Consider the following 21,315-nt stretch of genomic DNA (forward strand, 5'->3'; position numbering starts at 1 on the left):
AACTTCTATATCCAGGAGTTCAGCGCCAACGCACACTTTCATAATTAATGAATGTGATTACTTTTGCTTTCTCTTTTTGGCGGCAAGCAGCCTGTTGAAGGTCTCTCCAGTCTGCTCCGTCCCCTTGCTCTCTGCTTGAGGCTGGTCCGACTGGGGAGCACTGGACGGTCGTGAGGAATCTGCAGACGGCCCCAGCCCGCTCGCTGGTGTGCCAGTCCCTTTTTTCCCGCGCTCGGTCTTTGCCCTGTCCAGTCTGTCAAAAAGCGAACCGGCGGATGTGCCTTGATCCCGGGCATTCAAGCCTGCGGAGACATTGGCAGCGTTGGAGCCAGTGGCTCCGTTGGAACTAGTGGCTGCATGGGAGTCATTGTCCAATTGTCCTCCGGCCTGATTGCCCAAGTTCGTTTGGCTGGTTGAAGTGCTATGACTGCTCTGGCTGGTTTGGCTGGTTTGGCTGCCTTGCCCGTCTTGACCGCTCTCGCTGCTTCTAAAGCGCTGTCCCCGTTTCTCCCCGAGTCGAGCAAACACGGCGGCGCTTTCCGTCTCTTCCACAGCTTCTGCAGTCCTTCGCTTCCGAAGCCATCCAGTCACCCTTGCCCACCAACGCTCAGGGAGCTGCAAGCGCCTGGCCGCAACGTCGAGAGGCCACAGGAGAGCCGCAAGCATCAGCAGCCAGTCGCTGATCGGCTGTGTTTCCCATTTGGACGGAAGCTTGCCGGAAAATACTTCTGACGGTTCGGAAATTCTCGTGCCTCCCCCTGCCAACAGCCACTCCTGCATCCGCCCTTCGCCGTCCTGCTGCAATCCGAACTCGGGAGAATAAGAGACGCTAAGCCCGGCTGTCTGCCCGGCCGCCACCTTTCCGTTTGCTTTCTCTGTCACTTGAATCAGGTAGCTGCCCGGCTCAGCGGCGTCAAAGCTTCCTTCCAGTGTCCCTGGAGCGACAGGTTTCAACCGGACCACTTCCCGCTTCATCTCCCGGTTGACGACGACAGCCTCCAGCTCCTGCGGCAGCTTTTCGCCTTTTGGCAAGGATACCGTCACTTTTCCTCTGGACCCGTCAAGCTGCGTCTCGACCTGCCAACGTCCGGTCTCGACCTGGGGCAGCGTCCAGCCGACGATCTCCGTCCAGAGACGGCTGTTGCCCGGCCATGCGACCCAATCCGGTCCCCATTTGCCTTCCAGATCGCTCGTCCAGGCGACGGCTCGGCCCAAACCGTACTGCCAACGGCTGAGGATCGGGTCGGCGTCCTGGCTCATCAAGACGGGCTCTGCCGTCTTCTTGAGTGTCGTCGCCACATAGGCGCGAAGCAGCGGAAGCGGCTGCCGGAGAGTCCCCCAGTCGCCTGCTCCCGTGCGCTCGGGATATTGCGGCTTCTCGACGATAAACGTCCGGCTGGCGAGGGCCGTTTCCTTGCTGAAAATCTTCGGAATCGAGGTCGCGTCGCTCGCAAAGTAGTAGCGTCCTTTTCCCCAATCGGCGATGTCCTGCAAGAGCCCTGTGTCGGAATCATCCCCGACCGCAACGGTCGAAACCGTGATGTTTTCCCCGATCATCTGCTCCAGCATGCCTTGGTAATTGTCTTCGCGGCCGGATTGTCCGTCTGTGAGCAGGATGACGTGCTTGCGCTTCGTCTTCATTGTCTTGATCCGGTCGTAGGCCATCTGCAGCGCCGGGAATATATCGGTGCCTCCGTCTGCGTATATGCTCCCGATCTGCCCCTGGATCGCAGGCAGATCGGTGACGTTTTGAGGGGCCACCACTTCCCACGGGCTGCCGTCAAACGCGATCACGCCGATCTCGTCCTGGCGGTTGAGCATGGTCGTGGCCCGGATCGCGGCTTCCTTCGCCAGCTCCATTTTGTCGACGCCATACGCATCGGATGCCATACTGCCCGATTTGTCGATGACCAGCATCAGTCCCAGCGTAGGCTGCTCTTCCTTACTGCGCAAATCCATATGCACGGGAAGCGCCTCTTCGATCGGAGTCTGGAACCAGCCGCCCATACCGAAACCGTCGGAGCCTCCTGTCATGATCAACCCGACGCCAAGATCGCGGACAGCCGTTCTGATCCGCTCCATATCGGCATCGCTGACCTGTGTTGCGGCCAGGTCGGCCAGGATGATGGAAGCGTACTGCTTGTAGCCTTCCAGCTCTTTTGGCAGCAGCGCCACGTCCTTCGTCTCAACCTTGATATTGCCAGCCTGGAGAGCCTGGACGAGGTTGCTGGCGGCACCGGGATGTCCTTCCAGAACCAAAACAGACGGCGTCCCCGTCACTTGCGTATAGGCAAATGCCTGATTGTTGGCCTGCACCGTATCACGCTCCGGATCGATTTCCACCCGGTAGCGGTGAAAGCCCTCATTCATAGCCTTTTGGGAAAAGAGAAAGCGGTTCCTCCCCTTTTCGACCTGAACGACTTGTGTCCCGGCTTCGCGGTTTCCTTCGTAGAGGCGAAGCACCGCTTTGGTCGCAACGGTGCTTTCCAGCTCAACCTTGATCGCGTATTCCTCTCCCGCGTACAGCCGATCCGGCACCTGAACGGCAGACAGCACGACCTCATCGCCCTGCGGCTGCTCGAAAAGGACGCTTTCTACCGCAATCCCCCGCTCTTTGGCCAGCTTGACTTCACGCGCCGTATCTCCGTGCGTGTCCATCCCGTCGGTGATGATCACGATCTTGCCGCGGGCGCCGGTAGGAATCATCGCTTGCGCAAGCCGGATTCCCTCCGCCAGATTGGTGGCGTGGCGGTTTACTTCCACAAAGACAGGCTGGACCTGGCTGCTCGTCGTCAGCGGCTGATCTACCGCCGCGTTGGCCCCTGTCGCGACGATGCCGTACTGATCCTCTGCCCGCTTGCCTTCCACCGCTTCCCTGAGAAAACGGCTGGGCTGCTGATCGTCCTTGATCGAAGCCGAGCTGTCCCAGACGAAAACAACGGTCTCGGCCCGTACTGGGTAGAGAAGCTGGATGCCGGCCAAAGCCAGAATCAGCAGACAAAAGACCGCTGTCCGGATCGCGGCGATAACGCTTTTGCGGCTGACTGGCATCTGCTGTTGCCCGCGCCACCAGTGAACCACCGCGTATACCGCCGGGAGAAGGAGCAGCAGAAACCACGGTTGCTGTACGTCAATACCCACGGCGATACACCCTCCATTCCACAAACACAATCAAAAGCGCCAGCGCAGCGATCCAATACGTAAGCTCTTTTGCCCCGGTCGCCTGCCCGTTGCCGTCCAGGCTCCGTCCAGCGGCTTCCCTCTCTTTGCTGTCTTCCGTGTTGTCCGTGCCGGCCGCTTTGCCAGAAGAGACACGCAGAACACGCGGAGCGATATCAGACTCCGCCTCGCTCATGTGGACGGCAAAATAGCGTTCGACAGACGCCGGCCCGCTGTCTGTTTCCTCTGTCAGCCGGTACAGCCCTGTCTGCTCGGGAACCTGGAACAGCCAGGTCGTTCCCTGTACATCCAGCGGCTGCGATGTGCCGTCAGGCAGCGTCAGCACCCGCTTGGCCGCGCCTGGCGTCAAGGAGACCGCAAGCGCTTCGCCCGGCAACGCGGGACCAATCGGGACGCTTTGCACCGAAGAGAGCCAGGTGACGGCATTTTGCATGAAGATCGGGAAGGCGGGCCGCAGCGGCAAATCGGAGTCGTGCAGGTCAAAGCCGATGATGACAACTTTTTTGCCCTCCAGCGTACCTGCTGCAATCAACTCGTTCTCTCCCGCCCGCACGAGTGTGCGCAAGCCGGGAATCGAACCCCAGACAGCTCTTTTGGATACATGCACTTCCCGCCAGTCCACGTACTTCATCAGCGGGTCATCCGCCTGCACGGATTCGAGATCACCAGTCACATCCGCCACTCCCTGGTACGGAAGCCAGTCCGTTTTTTTATCGGGCGCGATCAGCAAGATGTTTCCCTCCGGCAGCTTGTCCGGAACCACACCGTCAAAAATCCACAGATCGGCTGCGCCGCTTTTCCCGCCCGGCAGTGCCGTCTCAGTCTCAAGCTCTACGGTTCCTACCGTTTGCAGGGCTTGATGGAGGAAACGGTTTCCCCCTGGACTCACCAGTACGGCCCGGCCTTTGCCCGAACCATACGGAACGCTCCAAGCCTCGTTGTCTTCGGCCAGACCGTCCGCCTCCGCTGCAATTACGGCCCGGTACGCAGGCATCGCGGGCAATCGTTTAAAGGCAACCGTCTGGGAAGCTCCCGCCTCGACGGAGAACGTGCCTACGTCGAGCAAATTTTGGTCAAGCCCGAAGATCGAGATATTGCCTTTTTTCGGTTGCGACCCGTGATTGTCGATGCGCAGCAAGCCTTCCGTGCCTTCGCTTCCGGTCTGTGTGACGAAAGCGCCGACAGCCACGTTTTCCGTGGAGCGGCCGGCAGCATGGAAACGGAACGGCCCCGGAATGGAAACCGCTGCAGCGGTGCTCTGCCCCGGCTCGTGCAGATCTTCTCCCCCGCCGTCGCCAAACCACATCACGCCGCTTCCCTCTTCCGTTGAGGCGATGGCTCCCGCCAAGGAAAGGGCTGCGCGCTGATCAGTCTCTCCGGGCCTTGGAGCGAGCGAGTAGAGCGCCTGCAAAACCTTCTCTTTCTCCGTGCTTTTGGACAGCCACACCTTTGGCTCGCGGCCTGCCTCGATCAACGTCACAGCCTGCCCGCTGCCCAGATTTTCCACCGCCTTTTCCGCTTCTGCCACGGCCCTTTGAAAGCGGGTTTGCCCGCCTTCCCTGGCCAGCATGCTGCCCGAAGTATCTACAACCAAAATCGTGTGTTCGGCTATCGCTCCGGCCATCGGCACAGCCGGGCGGACCAAGGCAAGCACCAGCAGGATGGCCGCCAGCAGTTGAAGCAGCAAGAGCAGGTTTCGCTGCAGCTTCTCCCATGGCCGAACGGCCTCCCAGCTCTGCAGCGTCCGCTGCCATAGCAGGGTGCTGGGCACCTCTACATCTTCCACCTTTCGCTTCAGGAGATAGAGAGCCGCGATCGCCGGCACGATCAGCAAAAAACCGAGATTGCCTAAAGCCAACCACTGCATCAAAGCTCCTCCTCCCTAGCGAATCATTCCTGCTTGCCGAAATACTTGAAAGACAACTTCCTCCAGGGGCGTCTCCGTTTTTACATCGACGGCGGAAATCCCCCTGCGGTAAGCAAATTGCGCGAGTGCGGCCTGGTAATCCCGGACCGTTTTCCGATACTCATCCATCAAGGCATGGGTCACGGAAATTTCCTTGCCCGTCCCCGTCTCGCTGTCGATCAGGCGCAGCTCCCCCTGGTACGCGGGTTCGCGCTCTTCCCGGGACAATAGCTGCACCAGTGTGACATCCTGCCGGGTCGCCTGCAGATAGGCGATTGCGTCCTCGTAGCCGGATTCAAACAAGAAGTCGGACAGAACGAGGGAAACGCCCGTCTTGCCGTGGACAGCACCGGGCGAGCGCAGCGCTTGCTCCAGATCGCCCGTCCCACGGACCGAAAGCGAGGCGAGAAAGTCAAAAAGCTGTGCCGCCTTGTTTTTTCCCTGCAAATTTCGCAAGGAGGCGATGATCTCCCGGTCGAAGGCGTACACCGAAACGTAATCGAGATGGCACAGGGAGATGTACCCGAGTGCCGCTGCTAGCTGCACGGCACGCTCCAGCTTTGGCGGCTCCCCGTAGCCCATCGATTTGCTGCAGTCAATGTAAAGCGTGACGTGCAGCTCCTGCTCGTCCAGGAACTTTTTGACGAACAGCTTGCCCGATCTCGCATAGGCATTCCAGTCTAGCTGGCGCAGGTCGTCTCCAGGCGCGTAGGCCCGGTAATCGGCGAATTCAAGCGAGCTCCCGGTCTGCCTGGAACGGCGTTTCCCGACCTGGGTGCCGCTTGCCAACCGTCTGCTGAGCACCTGCATACGCTCCAATCGGCTCAGCCAGGCCAGGTCCAGAAGGTGTTTGTTCATGCCCGTTCCTTCTCCAATCCGGCCAGAATCTCCTGGACGATGCTATCCGGGCGAATTCCGTTTGCCTCCCCTTCAAAATTGAGGAAGACACGGTGGCGCAAAGCAGGCAAGGCGACTGCGTCAATATCCTCAAAGGAAAGGTTGAATCTGCCGGATAGCAGCGCTCTCACTTTCGCCAGGGCGACCATCGCCTGCACGCCGCGAGGCCCCGCACCGGAACGGACATAACGGTTGACGGAGTGGATCGCCTGCTCGCCCGGATGGGTCGCCAGCAAAAGCTTCACCGCATAGCTGAGTACCGCATCTGCGACGAGAATGTCGCGGGCCGCTTGCTGAATATCGGCAATCTCCCGCGCCGATGCCACTTTCTCGACAGAAGCTCCCTGGCCCGCCGTCGTCCTGAGCACGATCTCCTTCAGCTCGTCCGCCGTGGGAAACGGAACTTCTATTTTCAAAAGGAAGCGGTCCATCTGGGCTTCCGGCAGCGGATACGTCCCTTCCTGCTCCAGCGGGTTTTGCGTAGCCAGAACAAAAAACGGATCGGGCAGCGCCCGAGTCACGCCCCCCGCGGAAACGGTTCGCTCCTGCATTGCCTCGAGCAGGGCGCTTTGCGTCTTGGGCGTCGCCCGGTTGATTTCATCCGCCAGAACGACGTGGGCAAAAATCGGGCCCCTTTGGAACTGGAACGACTGCTGTCCCGTTTCATCTACGCTCAAAATGTTCGTGCCGGTAATGTCCGTCGGCATCAGGTCGGGCGTAAACTGAATCCGTTGAAAGGACAGCTCAAACGCTTGCGAAAGCGTCTTGACCAGCAGGGTCTTCCCCAGTCCCGGCACGCCCTCCAAGAGTGCATGCCCTCCTGCAAATACCGCCCACAGCAGCTGGTCAACGACTTCGCGCTGGCCAACCAGAACCTTTCCGATTTCCTCGCGAACTCTCTCCACTCGCTGGAGGCATTCTTCCCATGCTTGTTGCTCTGCCATATGCTCACTTCCCCCTACGGTTCAATATTGCTGAAATACTCTTTCACCACGTCCTGATAATCGCTGGGAATGGAGCTTTTCTCCAGGCTCTCCCGGGCAAACTCGGCGTACTGTCCGTACACTTCCTCGTACGGGAGCGCTCCCCCGGACGATACCTGCGTCGCCCCGGTCTGGCGGGACTGGGAAGCGCCCTCCCCGAGCGGTCCGCCAACCGTGTCAACCGGCCCCTCGCCCCCGATGCGGGCAGACGGGACAGTCACCAGCTCGTGGCTTCCCTGGCCGAGACCTGCACCGGCTCCTTTGCCGGAACCGCTGCCTGAGCCGCTGCCGTTTCCTGAACCATTTCCGTTGCCAGATCCGTTGCCATTGCCATTGCCATTGCCGTTTCCGCTTCCATTCCCGTTTCCGGCACCATTGCCGTTGCCTGAGCCATTGCCATTTTGCGAGCCTTGCCCGTTTGCATTTCCCGAGCCGTCGCTTCCAGCTCCTCCGGCTGCCGTTCCGCCCGCTGCCGCTTGCGAGCCTGCCCCCGTACCTGTCTGGGCGTTTCCCGCCGATGCAGAGACCGGGACAGCTCCGCCCGGACTGCCCGCTGCTCCTCCTGCCGCCCCTGCACCAGCCTGAGCCGAGCCATTGGCCGTGCTGCCAGCGCCAGCCAGCATCATCTGAGACTGCTGCATCGCGGCCATCGACTGTGCGGCCAGGAGTGCCGCCGTGCGCGCCTCTGCCATCTGCTGCATAGCCTGCGCCAGTCCGGTCTCGAGTGGAGCAAACGCCTGCTGGACATTTCCTTGGGCCAGCTGCTTGGCTGCTTCCTGAAGCTGTTCGGCTGCCTTGGCCGCTTCCTCGTCGCCTGCTGCCTGGCCTTCTTTTGCCAGTTGCTCGGCCGCCTTGCCCAACGCTTCAGCGAGAGCCTTCTGCTCTTCGGCCTTCAACGCCTCAACCGCTTTGGCCGATTCCTTCAGGGCATCAACCATCGCTTGGCGGTCCCCGCTGTTCATCGCGGCTCCGACCTTTTGCAGCCCCGGCTGTCCGCCAATGGTCTCCTGGAGCTTTTGCAGCCCGGCCATCTTCCGTTCCTGGGACTGCTTCCACTTGTCCAACTGCTTTTCCGCCGCCTTCATCGCGTTCAGCCGCTCCGCAGGGCTTTTGGCCTCTGCTACCGCTTTTTTCGCCTGTTCAATCATTTCTTCGAGCTGCTTCTTTTGGGCATCGCTCAAGCCTTCCTGGGCTTTTGCTTCCTCCTGGAGCTTTTTCAGCGATTCCTCGGCGGCTGCCTGGGCCTGCTTTTGCTGCGCCATCTGAGCCAGCCGCTCGTCCTGGGCGTTGGGCCAGAGCAGAAGCAGCAAGCAAACGGCCAACGCTCCTCCGGCCGCATACGCCTGCTTGCGGATGATCGGCCAGACCTCGATGCTCTCCAGAATATGCGGCAAAGACTGCCGCAGCCGGTTGACAGCATCCTCACGCTGCGCCGCGGCAAATGGAGAGCTGTTCTCCCGATACTCCAGCGCCGTAGCAACCCGCTCTGCCAACCCGCGACTGTCGGCCAGCCGGGCACAATCCCGCTCCGTCGGCCGCGCCCTCCAGAGGCGCACCATACCAGCCGCAACCCCTGCCAAGGCAGCGGCGAGCACCAGCCACTTGTAGAAGGGAATGGGAAAAAGACGAGCCAGGAGGAGAAGCACAAAGCTTCCTCCCAGCCCCCATAGAGCCCCCGCCACGAGCCAGCGGGCGCTCTCCCGGTATAAGACGCGCTTTTTGATCGGCGCGAGCAGCGTCAGCAGATTATCCTTGTTTTCAGGACCAAACACGCTCATCACTCCCCAGTAGCGGCTTTCCTGCGCCAGCGCGGCTTCACCGGCTTAATCAGATAGATGGACAGCGCCAGACAAATGATCGTGACAACGGCAAAGAACAAGCAGTAAATCGCGTATGGATCAAGCGCCAGCGCTGCGTACTTGCTGCCGGCCATCCGGCGAAGACCGCGAAAGGGCCCTTCTTCAAAAATGCTCATCATGGCAAACAGCGGGTTTAGACTGTGAAAAAAATCGGGCCAGACCGGAAAAGGCCCGGTAATGTTGTTTGCATTGCGCTGGAAACGGATAAACTCCCGGATCACTTCCGCCAGCACGCTGGTCCCTACCCCGTATCCAAACACGAGCGCGTAGCTGAGCACGGTCGCAATACCGGTCCGCTTGATCAGCGTGGACAACAGCACACCTATGCTGCCAAGGCCGAGCATGGTCACTACATAAAAGGCGAATACCTGCAGCAGCTGGGCCGGAGAAACTCCCCCGTACAAAAAGATGATGGCGTACAACGGAATCGTGGCAAACACGAGAAAGCTCATAAAGCTGAGCGAAGCGAGCCACTTGCCGAGCACGAGCTTGGTCGCGCTGACATTGGTCGTCAGCAGGATGCTGAGCGTCTGCCGCTCCCTTTCTCCGGAGATGACGCCCGCTGTCAGTCCCGGGACGACAAAGCAAATCATCGCCAACTGCATGAGCGAAAGCATCATGAACAGCTCCCGGGTCTCGTTGGGATTGTAGTAGCTGCCCGCTCCGGTCATCAAAAAGACGAAGGTCAGCGCCACGGTTCCCAGCACCAGCAAATACAGCGTAATGATCCACGGGGAGCGCTTGGTCCGCATGCGCAATTTCAGTTCGTTCATCAGCACGGGATTGCGAAATCGCCGCAAGACGTTCATGAGCCCACCCCCTTGGTGATTTCCAAAAAGATTTCTTCCAGATTCCCTTCCGCCTCATTGAAAGCGGCTACCGGAAGGCCTGCCAGAGCGAGGCTGCGCAGCAGCTCGACCTGCTGCTGGTCATCGCCGGAAAACCCGACAACGGCCCAGTTTCCTTCTCTCGTCACGTTCGAGACGAGAGGCTGCTGCTTCAGGTGGGTCAGTGCGTCTTCCATCCGGTCGACGAGACGGATGCGCAAAACCCGCTTTTCCTGCATTCTGGCGTAGATTTCTTCCACTTTGCCAAAAGCGATCAGGTTTCCTTCCTCGATCACGCCGATCACATCGCACATCTCCGCAAGCTCGGGCAAAATGTGCGAGCTGATAATAATCGTTTTGCCCATATCGCGCAGCTCCTTCAAAATCTCGCGCAGCTCGATCCGCGCCCGCGGGTCGAGACCGGAGGCCGGCTCGTCGAGAATCAGCACCTCGGGATTGTGCACCAGGCAACGGGCCAATCCGAGCCGCTGTTTCATCCCCCGCGACAGCGAGTCGACGTAGGCATCCCGCTTGTGGCTGAGATTGACCAGCTCCAGCAGCTGAGGGATGATCTGCCGACGTTCCTGGACAGGGATGTCGTAATTGGCGCCGTAAAAGTCGAGATATTCCTCTGCGGTCAAATTGTCGTACACGCCGAAAAAGTCAGGCATGTACCCGATCAGCTTGCGGACCTGGCGAGGATGGCTGGTCACTTCATAGCCGCCCACGTACGCTTTGCCGCTGGTCGGCTCCAATAGCGTAGCGAGAATGGACATCGAGGTCGATTTGCCTGCTCCGTTCGGACCGACAAAGCCGAAAACCGTTCCCTTGTCGATTTCCAGCGACAGTCCTTTCAACGCTTCCATCTTTCCGTATCGTTTTCGAAGTTTATCAATTTTGATCACGGTTTGATCACCTTTCCTTCCACGCTGATCACCGGCGTGCCGAGATGGCGGTGATCTTCAAAGCTGTGCGAGAACTTGATGCGCAGCGTTCCCTCCACAGAGAGGTAGTCAGCCGTCTTGTCCTTGGTCATCACGTTCTTCACAAACGCTTTGTCTAAAGGATCAAACGTTTGTGTTTTCCAGTTGTAGACCTGTTTGTCGAAGGGCGTATTGTCATCCGACCAGGTGTACAAGTTGACTTTTTCGACCTGCAGGCTCTTGTTTTGCGCTTTCGTTTCAAATTCGAGCGTAATGTCGCCTGCTCGCATCATGTAGCCGTCGCCGACATCATCCACCTCTGTGGAGCTGCCTGTTTTCACTGCATCAAACGCGCTGGTCGGGTAATAGACGTAGCCGTCCGGCGAAGGCTTGATAGAAAGCGGTGCCGTGACCAGGGAAATGCTGTACGGCTTGAACGGGCTTCCTTTCATGTCCATTTCCACGACCGGAGCGTCCATCCAGCCGACCAGCATGACCGGCGCATTCTTTTGAAATCTCGGTCGGTCCTCCAGAATATCCACCATCATCTCTTCCCTGCTCGGCTCAGGATTGTAATTGCCCTGGTATGGCGAGGGCAGGAACAAGCGAGCACTGCTCCGGCCCCGGCCCGTCACGGTCTGGGAGGACGGGTCGAATTTCAACTCGACCTGTATCGATTGGCCAGGGGCCAGCTCCGGAAAGCTCTGTGTCTGGTTATCCGCCGCCACTACGACATTTCTCAGCGAGTATGGCGATTTATTCGTCACCGTCCCTTTCAGGGCACCATTCGTAAAGACCAGATCAGACTCGAATGTCCCGACATCGGAGAGGTGCTGGTCCGTACCGACCTTGCGCATCGACCAGAATTCCACGTCCTTGAACTGCACCTGGGCCTGGTCCGGCTGGGTCGACACCCATGCTTTCGGCTCCTCCTGGCCGTATTGGTATGGCAGGATCGGCCACGTTCTGCCGTTTCCTTTCACCACGATCTCATAATCGCTGCTGCTCGGGACGAACATCGCTGTGACCGCCTTGGCGCTCGCTTTTCCATCTCTGAGCATTTCGACAAACCCGACCTGATGCAACAGCGGCGTCGTCCCCCGCTGCAGCGCTCCAAACGTGAAAATCCCGATACCTGTCACTACGGCAAGAGCGGGTACTACCCCCCACATCAGGCCTTGCTTCCGCTTGCGGCGGAGCAGGAAAAACAGGATCGGCCCTGCCACAAACGCATAGATGCCGAAAAAGAGGGCGAGCCATTTCATGTCGGGCATTTTCAGCGCGGGAATCCGGTCAGCCGCATTGTCCAGCGCCCAAACGGAATCCATCGGGTCGCGATGTGTCTGATTCAAATTGGAGCCGAACCCCTTTTTCAAAGCGTCAGCCCAGAACCGGCTGTTTCCGCTCCAACTGGCCACGGGCTCTTCGGCAAGGTCATAGGCGATATACATGACCTTCCCGTTGCCGACAGCACGGGTGGCGAGAAGCGGCACTCCTGCCTCGGTGTAAAGAGCTGTTCCGCTTTTTAGCGCACCTGTACTTACGGTAAACGGACGGTCCAGGGCAGGGGCATTGGTCTTCTCCACCGTCAATGCTTGCAAGGAGGTCAGGCTTGTAACGCCAGTCACCTCGACAGGTGAAAGCTCCTTCAGCTCGCCCGCCGTTTTTCCGTAATGAGCCCCGCCTGCCAGCATCAGCATGCCGCCTGCGGTCGTCCATTCGCGGATCGCCTGCACCTGCTGGCTGTTCAGGCTGTCGAGGGCAAAGTTATTTAGAAGCAAAATGTCAATCATCTGCAAATCAGTGCTTGCCACGGGCATTTGCTCCGCTTTCAACGGAAGGACCCGAACCTGGTTGTTAAACGCCTCTCTGGGCATGGCTCCAAGGAAATTGGCTGTATCCGGATTGGCAGCCAGTACGCCCACGAACAGCGCGTCCCCGCTGTAGCGTCTTCCTCCGATGGAGGTTTTGGCCACAATATTGTCGCCCTGCATAAAGGCTACGTATGTATTGGGGCCGATTTGGTTGCCTGGTACGGACAAGGTCACCTGTTTTGTCGCCCCCTTGGCGACGGAGACTGGCTGGTAGTACGCCACAGAAAAGGAATCCCCTCCTCTGTCGCTGACATTGACCACCAGGTTTCCTTCCACGTCCGAACCGCTATTGCTAACCGTCACCTGGATCGGAACCATTCCGGTTTCTTTGTAATCGCCGCCAATCCCGGCCGTCACGCCGAGCTGCACCGGCACTTCCGCCTGCACGGCTGGCGTCCATCCGCCCGGCGCCCCTGCCACCAAAAGCAGGCACGTCAAAAAGGCCAAGAGCCATTGCTTGGGCTTCTTTCGATTCATTTCTCCTACCTCCACCGACGACATGTCTGATTAGATAACGTGCTACAGTTATGACGTATGATATGGAAGAAAAGCTACAGGTTGTTTCAGAAATGCAAAAAATTAGCGTTTTTACTGAAAAAGATGTGGACGATCACGCAACTTGTCTAAGGTATATTTGGATCTACAGATAGAATACAGTTAGTGACGAGAAACCAAAAAGGAGACTTCAACATGGGACATTCGCTAGGGAAAATCAGTGCCATCCATCGCTATCCGGTCAAGTCGTTTCGCGGGGAAAGCCTGCAGGAAGCTGCCGTATCCCGGTTCGGCCTGTACGGCGACCGCAGCCGCGCATTTTTGGACGAGAAAAGCCCGGTCAGACACCTGACGGCAAAGCATGTCCCCAAGCTGCTTGAGTATCAGGCTGCCTGCGTCAGTGAAGGGGATGAGACGTCTTTTCCCGATGTTCGGATAACAACACCGGACGGGCGGGTAGTTCCTTGGACAGATGAGGAACTGCATAAGGAAATCGAGCAGCTCAGCGGACGGCCTTTGGTTCCCGTCACCTTTACGCCGCAGGATGAGCTGATGGGCGTCGATCAGGCGCAGCTGCTGATCGTGACAGACGCTTCCGTACGGGCATTGGAGCAGATGTGGGGAAAACCGGTGGACCCCCTTCGTTTCAGGCCTAATATCGTCTTGGAGCAAGCAGATGGAGTGCCATTTGCCGAGGAGGACTGGATCGGGCGGCGGATTCAGATTGGCGAGGTAGTCGTGGAAGTGTACAAAAAGTGCAAGCGCTGCTCGATGGTCAATATTGATCCGGGGGATTACTCGATTGACCCTGGCTTGTTGAAGACGCTTGCGACGAGTCGGGAGGCTTGCTTTGGAGTGTATGCGGCTGTGGTTGAAACCGGGGTTGTTCGGGTTGGGGATGTGGCGGGTTTGTTGGGGTGATGTTTCGGAGAGCGTCTGCTGAGAGTATGGGGCGGAATTACTAAAATTGGCATGTACATGGCGTGGCTTTCTAGCCGCTGTTGGCTGCAGGGCCACGCCTTAGCTTTATGGACAGTGGACTAAAACGCTTTTCAGCATCACAGCTACTTTCAGGACACTAATCCACAGAAAGTGGAAAATCCTGTTAATAAGTGCTAAACGCTTTTCAGCATCACAGCTACTTTCAGCTTCAGAGTCAATCAGTACCACACGAACCCTGTCTTCGTGCTAAACGCTTTTCAGCATCACAGCTACTTTCAGGCGTAGATCAAGGGCTAAATGCAGCAGACAAACAGGGTGCTAAACGCTTTTCAGCATCACAGCTACTTTCAGTCCGCTTCAATTCCTCGTCAACCTGCTCGTCCGTCAATCGTGCTAAACGCTTTTCAGCATCACAGCTACTTTCAGTGCCAGCGCGAGATCCGCGCATCCCAAAACCGCCTGTGGTGCTAAACGCTTTTCAGCATCACAGCTACTTTCAGAGCCAAGTCCTTTCGTCTTAACCCTTTACGAGCCATTTCAGGTGCTAAACGCTTTTCAGCATCACAGCTACTTTCAGCGTGTGTAAGTCTCGACTTTGTGCAAGCCGGATCACCTGTGCTAAACGCTTTTCAGCATCACAGCTACTTTCAGGCCTCGGTTTCCGCCCTGGTCAGCCGCTTCCATGCGTGCTAAACGCTTTTCAGCATCACAGCTACTTTCAGCCGGAAACCCGTTCGACCTAAGCAGACCGTATCAAGTGTGCTAAACGCTTTTCAGCATCACAGCTACTTTCAGAGCCTCCACAAAAAACCCTTGATACATATGGGAAAGACGCCCTTCATTTCAAGCACCTCTGACGAAGCGGTTCACTTTTTACAAAAGGCCCTTTCTTTTATAGGAATGCAATACCCATACTTATTGATTTACCAGTATTCCTCCTAATTTTCAAGCACCTACCTAAACAGGATAATCGTCCAAACCCTGTCAGGAACGGCCTCATCATACTTTTTTCAGGTTCTGTTTCAAGAATGACCTTGGTACTTGAATCGAATTACAATGTTCACCACTACGAGGGTGGAGCGTGTCCAATCCCCTAAATTAGAACGCAAACTCCTTTTTGAGGGTTTCTTACTATTGTTCAACCTATTAGAGGAAAATATTAAAAAGTGATTTTAACACCCAAATGACAATCACAAGAATAACATACTCCCAAACTTTATACCGTAAAGTAGTTCTATTTTTAGTAAACATGTATTTGAAGAGGATGAAAAAGAATATTCCAACAGCAATCCCCAATAGATCGCTTACTCTAAAGATACTAATGTCCATACCTCACCAGCTCCCCGATAAGTCACAATTAGAAAGGAAGTTAAAAACACCTCCCCGTTAAAATATCACTTTACGCTCAAAGTTCGGAATCAATGTTCAAGAAAAAGACGCCTTTTCTCAAACGAGAGAGGCGTCACAGCTTCGTTTCACAATGTTTCCTACCAGTCAGGCTCCGCGCCATTGACTATTACTCCTGGGCCTTTCTGATCCGGAAGTAATGAAGGCATTGTGGTTGTGGTGAAAACGAAAGTAAAAGCGAGCATTACTAACAGTTTTTTCATAACTTACGCCTTACCTTCCTTTATTTAACTATTATGACACAACTTCTCAATAGTTTCCATCTGTTCAAAAGAAATACTCTTCTCATGTAACCGATGGTACTTTAAGAAAAGACCCATACATTCAAATGCCTTGTCACTGGCTCCTAGTTTGCGATAATACCCCATGCTTTCAAGAAGGCTATGAAAGCCCTTCTCCATTTGCCCAATGGAGAGTTGGCAGACTCCTTTTCGTTTGTAGTATCGCGCTGCTTGCTTGATCCGATACGGATGGACGAGAATGTCCGCAGGCAAAAACTGATCCTCACATACGATCAATTCCCTAATCAAGTCGTCCTCGCCGCTCTCCAAATACGCTTCCAAAAGATCGCTCACAATGGAAATACGCCCATCCGGCTTTGCTTCATGCAGACACTCATGGTAAAGGGTAATGGCCTGATCAAATTCTCCTTTTTTCGCATGCAGAAGCGCCCGCAAATGCTTCTTTCGAAAATCGGCATATTCACTCTATTCATACTTTTTCAAATAATAGTCAGCCAAGATAAGATCCCCCAGGCTCACATAAGAGTTGACAAGCGAAATGAGAGCTGACGCTTTTTGCTTGCTGTCCGTCTCGTCCCCATGAATCCCTCCTTGTAGCCTCCGGACCAGTCAGAAACGGACGTTCCGTATAGTGCCAACTTCCACACTTGGACGTTGTACCCAGATGTACGAATCCCAGTCCGAACAGATTTTGATGCTTGAGCTTACCGAGGGATCGAATCGTGTAAGGAATCATTGCTTAGAAATTACAGGAAATATTATTGGATTAGTCGGATTACATCAAAGGGCCCGAGGAGCGCTAGATCCGGGCGTACAGGAAGGGGGCAGAGGACGTAAAACCGGTTCTCATGGAGAATAGAATAGCGCGGGGAACTTGCTTCAATGAGCTTTGAAGTAAGTGGTCAAGCTCCTACAAGAAATTGGTCTTCGAAGACAAAGATTAGATAAATATCCTGTTTACCTACTGCGAAAGTCATTGCTGTGAGGGGAACGCCATTGTCCTTCTTTATCTAGGATAGGGAACTATACGAAGTGGATAGATTGCATTGTTCCTACTACGGACGGGGGGAAGTGGCATCCAGACATGGCGAGTATTGAGTTTTTGTGCTATTGACTTGGTCACGACAGACTAGGACGAAGCGGTTAGGATTACGGAAACCTACTACTAGAGAACAAGTTGGTAGTGTTTCTTAATGAGTGCAACCAATTGAGAAATCACTAGCAATTTCGGCGTACTAAGCGCTTTATCAGCATCACAGCTACTTTCAGCAGAATTACAGGGGACAATGCGAAAGGCGAGAGCTCGTGCTAAACGCTTTTCAGCATTACAGGAGGTACTTTCAGAATATGCAGGAAAAGACAGAATGAAAGGATATTTTAATTAAGAGAGAAAGGCACCTCAACATGAAGTGCCCTAGTAGCTAATTACTTAACCTTCTCAATTGCTTCTAATAGAGCATCTTCAGCGATAGAAGGAAGTGCATCTACATCAGTGACATTTTCGAATTCTTGAGTAGTAAATTGCTTAGAAGAGAGACTTCTTGATTTATCTGTTTTGAATAGTTGATTGGGTGTATTGGGTATCAAGATCAGCTTCTTTAAATTATCATCATACTGTCCATTTAAGAAAAGTAAGTATTCACCTTGTTCTAATGCTTGATATTCAGGTGAAACTATATTCACCATGTCTTTTCCTTCATTGGTGTCAACACCGACAAGGCGATAAACCTCAACAGTTTCACCTTCAACGATTTCTTGATCAGTGAGGTTGCTATAAACCTTATCGACCTGAACATCATAAACAAAAAATACAATTTCACCAACTGTTTCTTTTCTGTATTCTTTTGGAACGTTACCTTTGATAATAACTTTGGAGTCCTTAACGATTTCTTCAGTTGACTTAAAAGTTTTTGCTAAAGCTGGGCTGTGGTCACTTGGGCCATTCAACTCTTTATATGCTAAAGCTGATCCAACACCAACTATAAGCGCCAAAGCAGTGACAATAGTAATCATTTTTTTCAATGTTGACACACCCTTCCTATTTATCGTCCATATAATTCTCTGATATTACTCTTGTCAAAGCTTGTTGGCCCATCAATATCCCAATCGAATACATCGGCATAATCCATTATGGAGTCAATCTTACTACTACTTACATGCGCTAAACCAAGTGCGTGACCAAATTCATGCACGATTGTATTAATTGTATCGTCTTCATCAAGATCGTCACATAAATAACGGACAATTACAATATCAGCCGACGCATATGGGGAGCGATTCTCTCTTCCTCTGTCATCATAAGGGATTCCATATCCATAAGTGCCGCTCCAACCAAGATAATTATCTGCTTCTCTGGAGAGGTGTCTTACACCAATATATCCAGTTTCATCGTCCGCTGGAGAGAGATCAAAATTCCGACTTATTCCATTCCACTTGTCAACAGCAGTCCAGAGTACATCAGAGTACTTAGATGCTAAATTGATGTCTTCATATAAGATGACTGGGGTTATTGAAGTATCCCATTTCCCACCAAGGAAATTCGCGAATGCACTTGTTGCTAAGAATGAAAGAGAGGCAACAACAGAAAATAAACCTACTGCAACCTTTGTTCTCTTATTTGACATTTCACGTCCCCCTTACATAATTTAACATAATCCAAATATAAATAAAAATGGTTTATTTTGCAAATTCACTCTATAAAGAAACTTGTATGAACTAATAAAAAACTATTTCATTGAAAAAGGAGAGGATTGAAATGGCGAAATACCGAAAGAAACCAGTTGCTATCGAAGCAGAGGTATACCGTGAAGGCTTAGAAGATGACTTTGAATTCTATTCGTTGACAGAACAATATTTTGGATACTACACAAAAGAACAGTTAAAGCATGGGTATCCAAAAGCAAATAGTGTTCCTATGATTCAAACTAGTGAAGGTCGCATTAAGATTTCTGAAGATGACTGCATCATTGACTATAATACAGTGGGAATTTGGGCTTATTCTCAATTAATTTATTTTGCTTAAGTATGTTCAGCAAAAACAATTCCAGTGACACCTTCTTCATTAATACCAGAATTTCTGCAAATTTAATTGGCCCATTCCTTTTCCTTTTCTACGCTTCGCTTTATGTACTTAACCGCAAAATCCATGTTCTCCTTTGTATTTAACTCAGGAAACTCAAACATAATAATCTGAAGTATGGTGCCATATAATACGGAGTACTGAGTTTCATCTTCCTTAATCAAATTAATCATAATTATCGAGCCGATCATTCTATTTGTGCGTACGAGTGAATGGAAATAAGCAAATGCACCAGTAAAATAAATTCCCTCAAGTACCAAATAAGCAATTAGCGCTTTATACAATTTGCTAATTGATTCGGGATCATCAACGTAATCTTGAATCAAATCGAAAATTTCTTGATTGGATCGGCTACACTGAATTGGACCATTCTCTTAAGTTCTAGTAGATTGAAACCAAATCGAAAGGGAACGGAGAGTATGTCATGGGGAAGCGTGAGCGTCGATCATGTACAGATGAATTCAAACAACAGATGGTTCAGCTTTATGAGAATGGCAAGCCACGTGCAGAAATTTTGAGAGAATATGATCTAAGTGCATATGCAATTGACCGTTGGGTCAAACAAGGTAGAACAACAGGTTCTTTCAAAGAAAAGGACAACCGGACAGAGGAGCAGAAGGAACTTCTTGCGTCACGTAAGGAAATTCAACGATTGAAAATGGAGAACGATATTTTAAAGCAAGCGGCGCTGATCTTCGGACGAAAATAACGGTAATTCAGCAAAACGCTCATAAGTATCCCGTATCGGCCATGTGTAAGATCCTCCAGGTCAATCGGAGTACCTACTACTACGAGAGTAAAGAGCAATCATCTGTCGATGATGAGACGGAACAAGCAATTATCCGTATTTTTGAAGAGAATCAGCGCGTTTATGGAGCACGGAAGCTCAAGGCAAAACTTCATGAAGAGGGAATGACGGTCTCAGACGGCGCATTGGGCGTTTGATGAAGTAAAACGGCCTGGTATCGGTCTACACGGTTGCACAGTATAAACCTTATGTAACGTCATGTAATGAATCGCTGATTCAGAATGAACTGAATCGCGAGTTTGTGAAAGAAGCACCACTGGAAGCCGTTGTAAATGACTTGACCTACGTTCGGGTCGCAAACAAATAGCACTATATTTGCCTACTCGTTGACTTGTTTAATCGGGAGATTATCGGTCACAGTTGTGGAAAATTCAAAGATGCAAGCATTTGCAAGCGTAAAAGGAGATTTGCGCCAAATCCAGCTTTTTCACACGGATCGTGGCAGTGAATTTAAAAATCTAACGATTGATGAAATTATCAACACCTTCAAAATCAAACGCTCATTGAGTATGAAAGGCTGCCCTTATGACAATGCGGTTGCGGAGGCAACCTTTAAACTGATCAAAGCGGAATTCGTGAGAAATCGAAAGTTTGAATCGCTAGCCCAGTTAAGGCAAGAGCTGAGTACATACGCCAAATGGTTTAATGAAGCAAGGATTCATTCTACATTAGGTTATCTAAGCCCATTAGCGTACAAAGAAGTGGCACTTAAGAAATCTGTCTAGTTTGGTGTCGACAATCCAAAATAACAGTGATTCGGCAAAATGCACATAAGTATCCATATCGGCCATGTGCAAGATTCTGCAGGTCAATCGGAGTACCTACTACTACGAGAATAATGAGCAACCATCTGTCAATGAAGTGGAACAAGCAATGATCCGTATTTGTGAAGAGAATCAGCGCGTTTATGGAGCAAAAGGAAGATCAAAGCAAAACTTCAAGAAGAGGGAATAACGGTTTCCAGACGACGCATTGGACGTTTGATGAAGAAAAACGGCCTGGTCTCCGTCTACACAGTTGCGAAGTATAAAGTGGCGTCATGTAACGATTGCCGATCCAGAACGAACTTAATCGCAAGTTTACGAAAGAAGCACCAATGGAAGCCGTTGTGAGTGACTTGACCTACGTTCGGGTTGGAAACAAATGGCACTATATTTGTTTGCTCGTTACTTGTTTAATCGGTCACGGCTGCAGAAAATTCAAGCCGCACTAGTCTATGAAGTATTTGCAAGTGTAAAAGGAGATCTACGCCAAATCTAGCTTTTTCACACTGATCGTGGAAGTCAGTTTAAAAATCGTACAATTAATGAAGTAATCAACACGTTCAAGATCAAGCGTTCATTGAGTATGAAGGGCTGCCCCTATGACAATACAGTTGCGGAAGCAACCTTTAAGCTGATCAAAGCAGAGTTCGTAAAGAATCGACAGTTTGAGTCGCTGACATAGTTGAAGCTAGAAACTAGGAAAATACGCCAAGTGGTTTAACGAAACAAGAATTCACTCGATATTGGGTTATCTCAGCCCATTAGCCTACAAAGAGCAGGCACTTAAGAAAACTTCCTAGTTTGGTGTTGACATCCGAAGTAACAAGTCCTTCCCCTTTTTCATGCCGGAGTTCCACAAGTTCCCTTAATAAGTGTGACCAGAGAGATTAATTGGGGCAGGTACTAAACGCTTTTCAGCATCACAGCTACATTCAGTCGGTCACCTGGAGCAACTCAAGTCAAACACCACTGACCAGTGCTAAACACTTTTCAGCATCACAGCTACTTTCAGTATTTAACGCCTGAAGCAGATGCTTCCACATCTAATCCGTGCTAAACGCTTTTCAGCATCACAGCTACTTTCAGGGTAAAGGTCGTCGTGCTTGCGGACGATGGCGTACCGTCCGTG

Annotated in this window: 13 protein-coding genes, 1 pseudogene and 2 CRISPR repeat arrays (1 of these 16 cut by a window edge); of the genes and pseudogenes, 3 read left to right on the forward strand and 11 right to left on the reverse strand. The window is 52.8% G+C overall.

Annotated features, from left to right (window positions below):
• Nucleotides 1–57 precede the first annotated feature (57 nt).
• Genes NSQ24_RS22060 through NSQ24_RS22095 form a run of 8 tightly spaced genes read right to left on the reverse strand, consistent with a single transcriptional unit; the run spans nucleotide 58 to nucleotide 12,926 of the window.
• Entirely contained in the window at nucleotides 58–3,141 is a 3,084-nt protein-coding gene (locus tag NSQ24_RS22060) for a VWA domain-containing protein (RefSeq protein ID WP_339166588.1), read from the reverse strand.
• The gene (locus NSQ24_RS22065; protein ID WP_339166590.1) at nucleotides 3,131–5,047 is read right to left on the reverse strand and encodes a BatA and WFA domain-containing protein; all 1,917 of its coding nucleotides are present in this window, start codon (nucleotides 5,045–5,047) and stop codon (nucleotides 3,131–3,133) included. Before NSQ24_RS22065 ends, NSQ24_RS22060 begins: the two co-directional genes overlap by 11 nt.
• A 15-nt stretch (nucleotides 5,048–5,062) precedes the next feature.
• Nucleotides 5,063–5,944 (reverse strand): DUF58 domain-containing protein, encoded by an 882-nt coding sequence (locus NSQ24_RS22070; RefSeq protein WP_024983599.1) that lies wholly within the window; start codon nucleotides 5,942–5,944, stop codon nucleotides 5,063–5,065.
• Nucleotides 5,941–6,927 (reverse strand): MoxR family ATPase, encoded by a 987-nt coding sequence (locus tag NSQ24_RS22075; RefSeq protein WP_039071527.1) that lies wholly within the window; start codon nucleotides 6,925–6,927, stop codon nucleotides 5,941–5,943. Before NSQ24_RS22075 ends, NSQ24_RS22070 begins: the two co-directional genes overlap by 4 nt.
• A gap of 14 nt (nucleotides 6,928–6,941) precedes the next feature.
• Nucleotides 6,942–8,744, reverse strand: a complete 1,803-nt coding sequence (locus tag NSQ24_RS22080) for a hypothetical protein (RefSeq protein WP_122958210.1) — start codon at nucleotides 8,742–8,744, stop codon at nucleotides 6,942–6,944.
• Nucleotides 8,744–9,634 (reverse strand): ABC transporter permease, encoded by an 891-nt coding sequence (locus NSQ24_RS22085; protein WP_122958211.1) that lies wholly within the window; start codon nucleotides 9,632–9,634, stop codon nucleotides 8,744–8,746. Before NSQ24_RS22085 ends, NSQ24_RS22080 begins: the two co-directional genes overlap by 1 nt.
• Nucleotides 9,631–10,557 carry an ABC transporter ATP-binding protein gene (locus tag NSQ24_RS22090; protein ID WP_003391796.1) on the reverse strand — a complete coding sequence of 309 codons (927 nt, stop codon included), beginning with the start codon at nucleotides 10,555–10,557 and terminating at the stop codon, nucleotides 9,631–9,633. The genes NSQ24_RS22085 and NSQ24_RS22090 overlap by 4 nt, the downstream gene beginning before the upstream one ends.
• Nucleotides 10,554–12,926: a hypothetical protein gene (locus NSQ24_RS22095; protein WP_039071530.1), complete on the reverse strand. Its 2,373-nt coding sequence runs from the start codon at nucleotides 12,924–12,926 to the stop codon at nucleotides 10,554–10,556. Before NSQ24_RS22095 ends, NSQ24_RS22090 begins: the two co-directional genes overlap by 4 nt.
• Nucleotides 12,927–13,139: 213 nt before the next feature.
• Here NSQ24_RS22095 and NSQ24_RS22100 point away from each other — a divergent pair, with 213 nt between their 5' ends.
• Nucleotides 13,140–13,865: an MOSC domain-containing protein gene (locus tag NSQ24_RS22100; RefSeq protein WP_003391799.1), complete on the forward strand. Its 726-nt coding sequence runs from the start codon at nucleotides 13,140–13,142 to the stop codon at nucleotides 13,863–13,865.
• 117 nt (nucleotides 13,866–13,982) lie between these two features.
• Nucleotides 13,983–14,681: direct repeats of the CRISPR family, unit length 36 nt; unit sequence GTGCTAAACGCTTTTCAGCATCACAGCTACTTTCAG.
• 839 nt (nucleotides 14,682–15,520) lie between these two features.
• Here the strand turns inward: NSQ24_RS22100 and NSQ24_RS22105 are convergent.
• The 3 genes from NSQ24_RS22105 to NSQ24_RS22115 all read right to left on the reverse strand — a co-directional run bounded on the left by NSQ24_RS22105 (nucleotide 15,521) and on the right by NSQ24_RS22115 (nucleotide 18,159).
• Entirely contained in the window at nucleotides 15,521–15,970 is a 450-nt protein-coding gene (locus NSQ24_RS22105; RefSeq protein ID WP_339166594.1) for a hypothetical protein, read from the reverse strand.
• Nucleotides 15,971–16,960: 990 nt separating this feature from the next.
• Nucleotides 16,961–17,548: a hypothetical protein gene (locus NSQ24_RS22110; protein ID WP_228006819.1), complete on the reverse strand. Its 588-nt coding sequence runs from the start codon at nucleotides 17,546–17,548 to the stop codon at nucleotides 16,961–16,963.
• Nucleotides 17,549–17,577: 29 nt separating this feature from the next.
• Nucleotides 17,578–18,159: a hypothetical protein gene (locus NSQ24_RS22115; protein WP_003389981.1), complete on the reverse strand. Its 582-nt coding sequence runs from the start codon at nucleotides 18,157–18,159 to the stop codon at nucleotides 17,578–17,580.
• Nucleotides 18,160–18,290: 131 nt separating this feature from the next.
• Here NSQ24_RS22115 and NSQ24_RS22120 point away from each other — a divergent pair, with 131 nt between their 5' ends.
• On the forward strand, nucleotides 18,291–18,557 hold the full coding sequence (locus NSQ24_RS22120) for a hypothetical protein (RefSeq protein ID WP_243014167.1): 267 nt from the start codon (nucleotides 18,291–18,293) through the stop codon (nucleotides 18,555–18,557).
• Between the two features lie 481 nt (nucleotides 18,558–19,038).
• Nucleotides 19,039–20,147, forward strand: a pseudogene (locus NSQ24_RS22125) (IS3 family transposase).
• 939 nt (nucleotides 20,148–21,086) lie between these two features.
• Nucleotides 21,087–21,315: a CRISPR direct-repeat array (repeat unit 36 nt; unit sequence GTGCTAAACGCTTTTCAGCATCACAGCTACTTTCAG) (it continues 250 nt past the right edge of the window).

The sequence above is a fragment of the Brevibacillus sp. FSL L8-0520 genome (assembly GCF_037963895.1).
In the GTDB taxonomy this organism is placed as follows: domain Bacteria; phylum Bacillota; class Bacilli; order Brevibacillales; family Brevibacillaceae; genus Brevibacillus; species Brevibacillus borstelensis.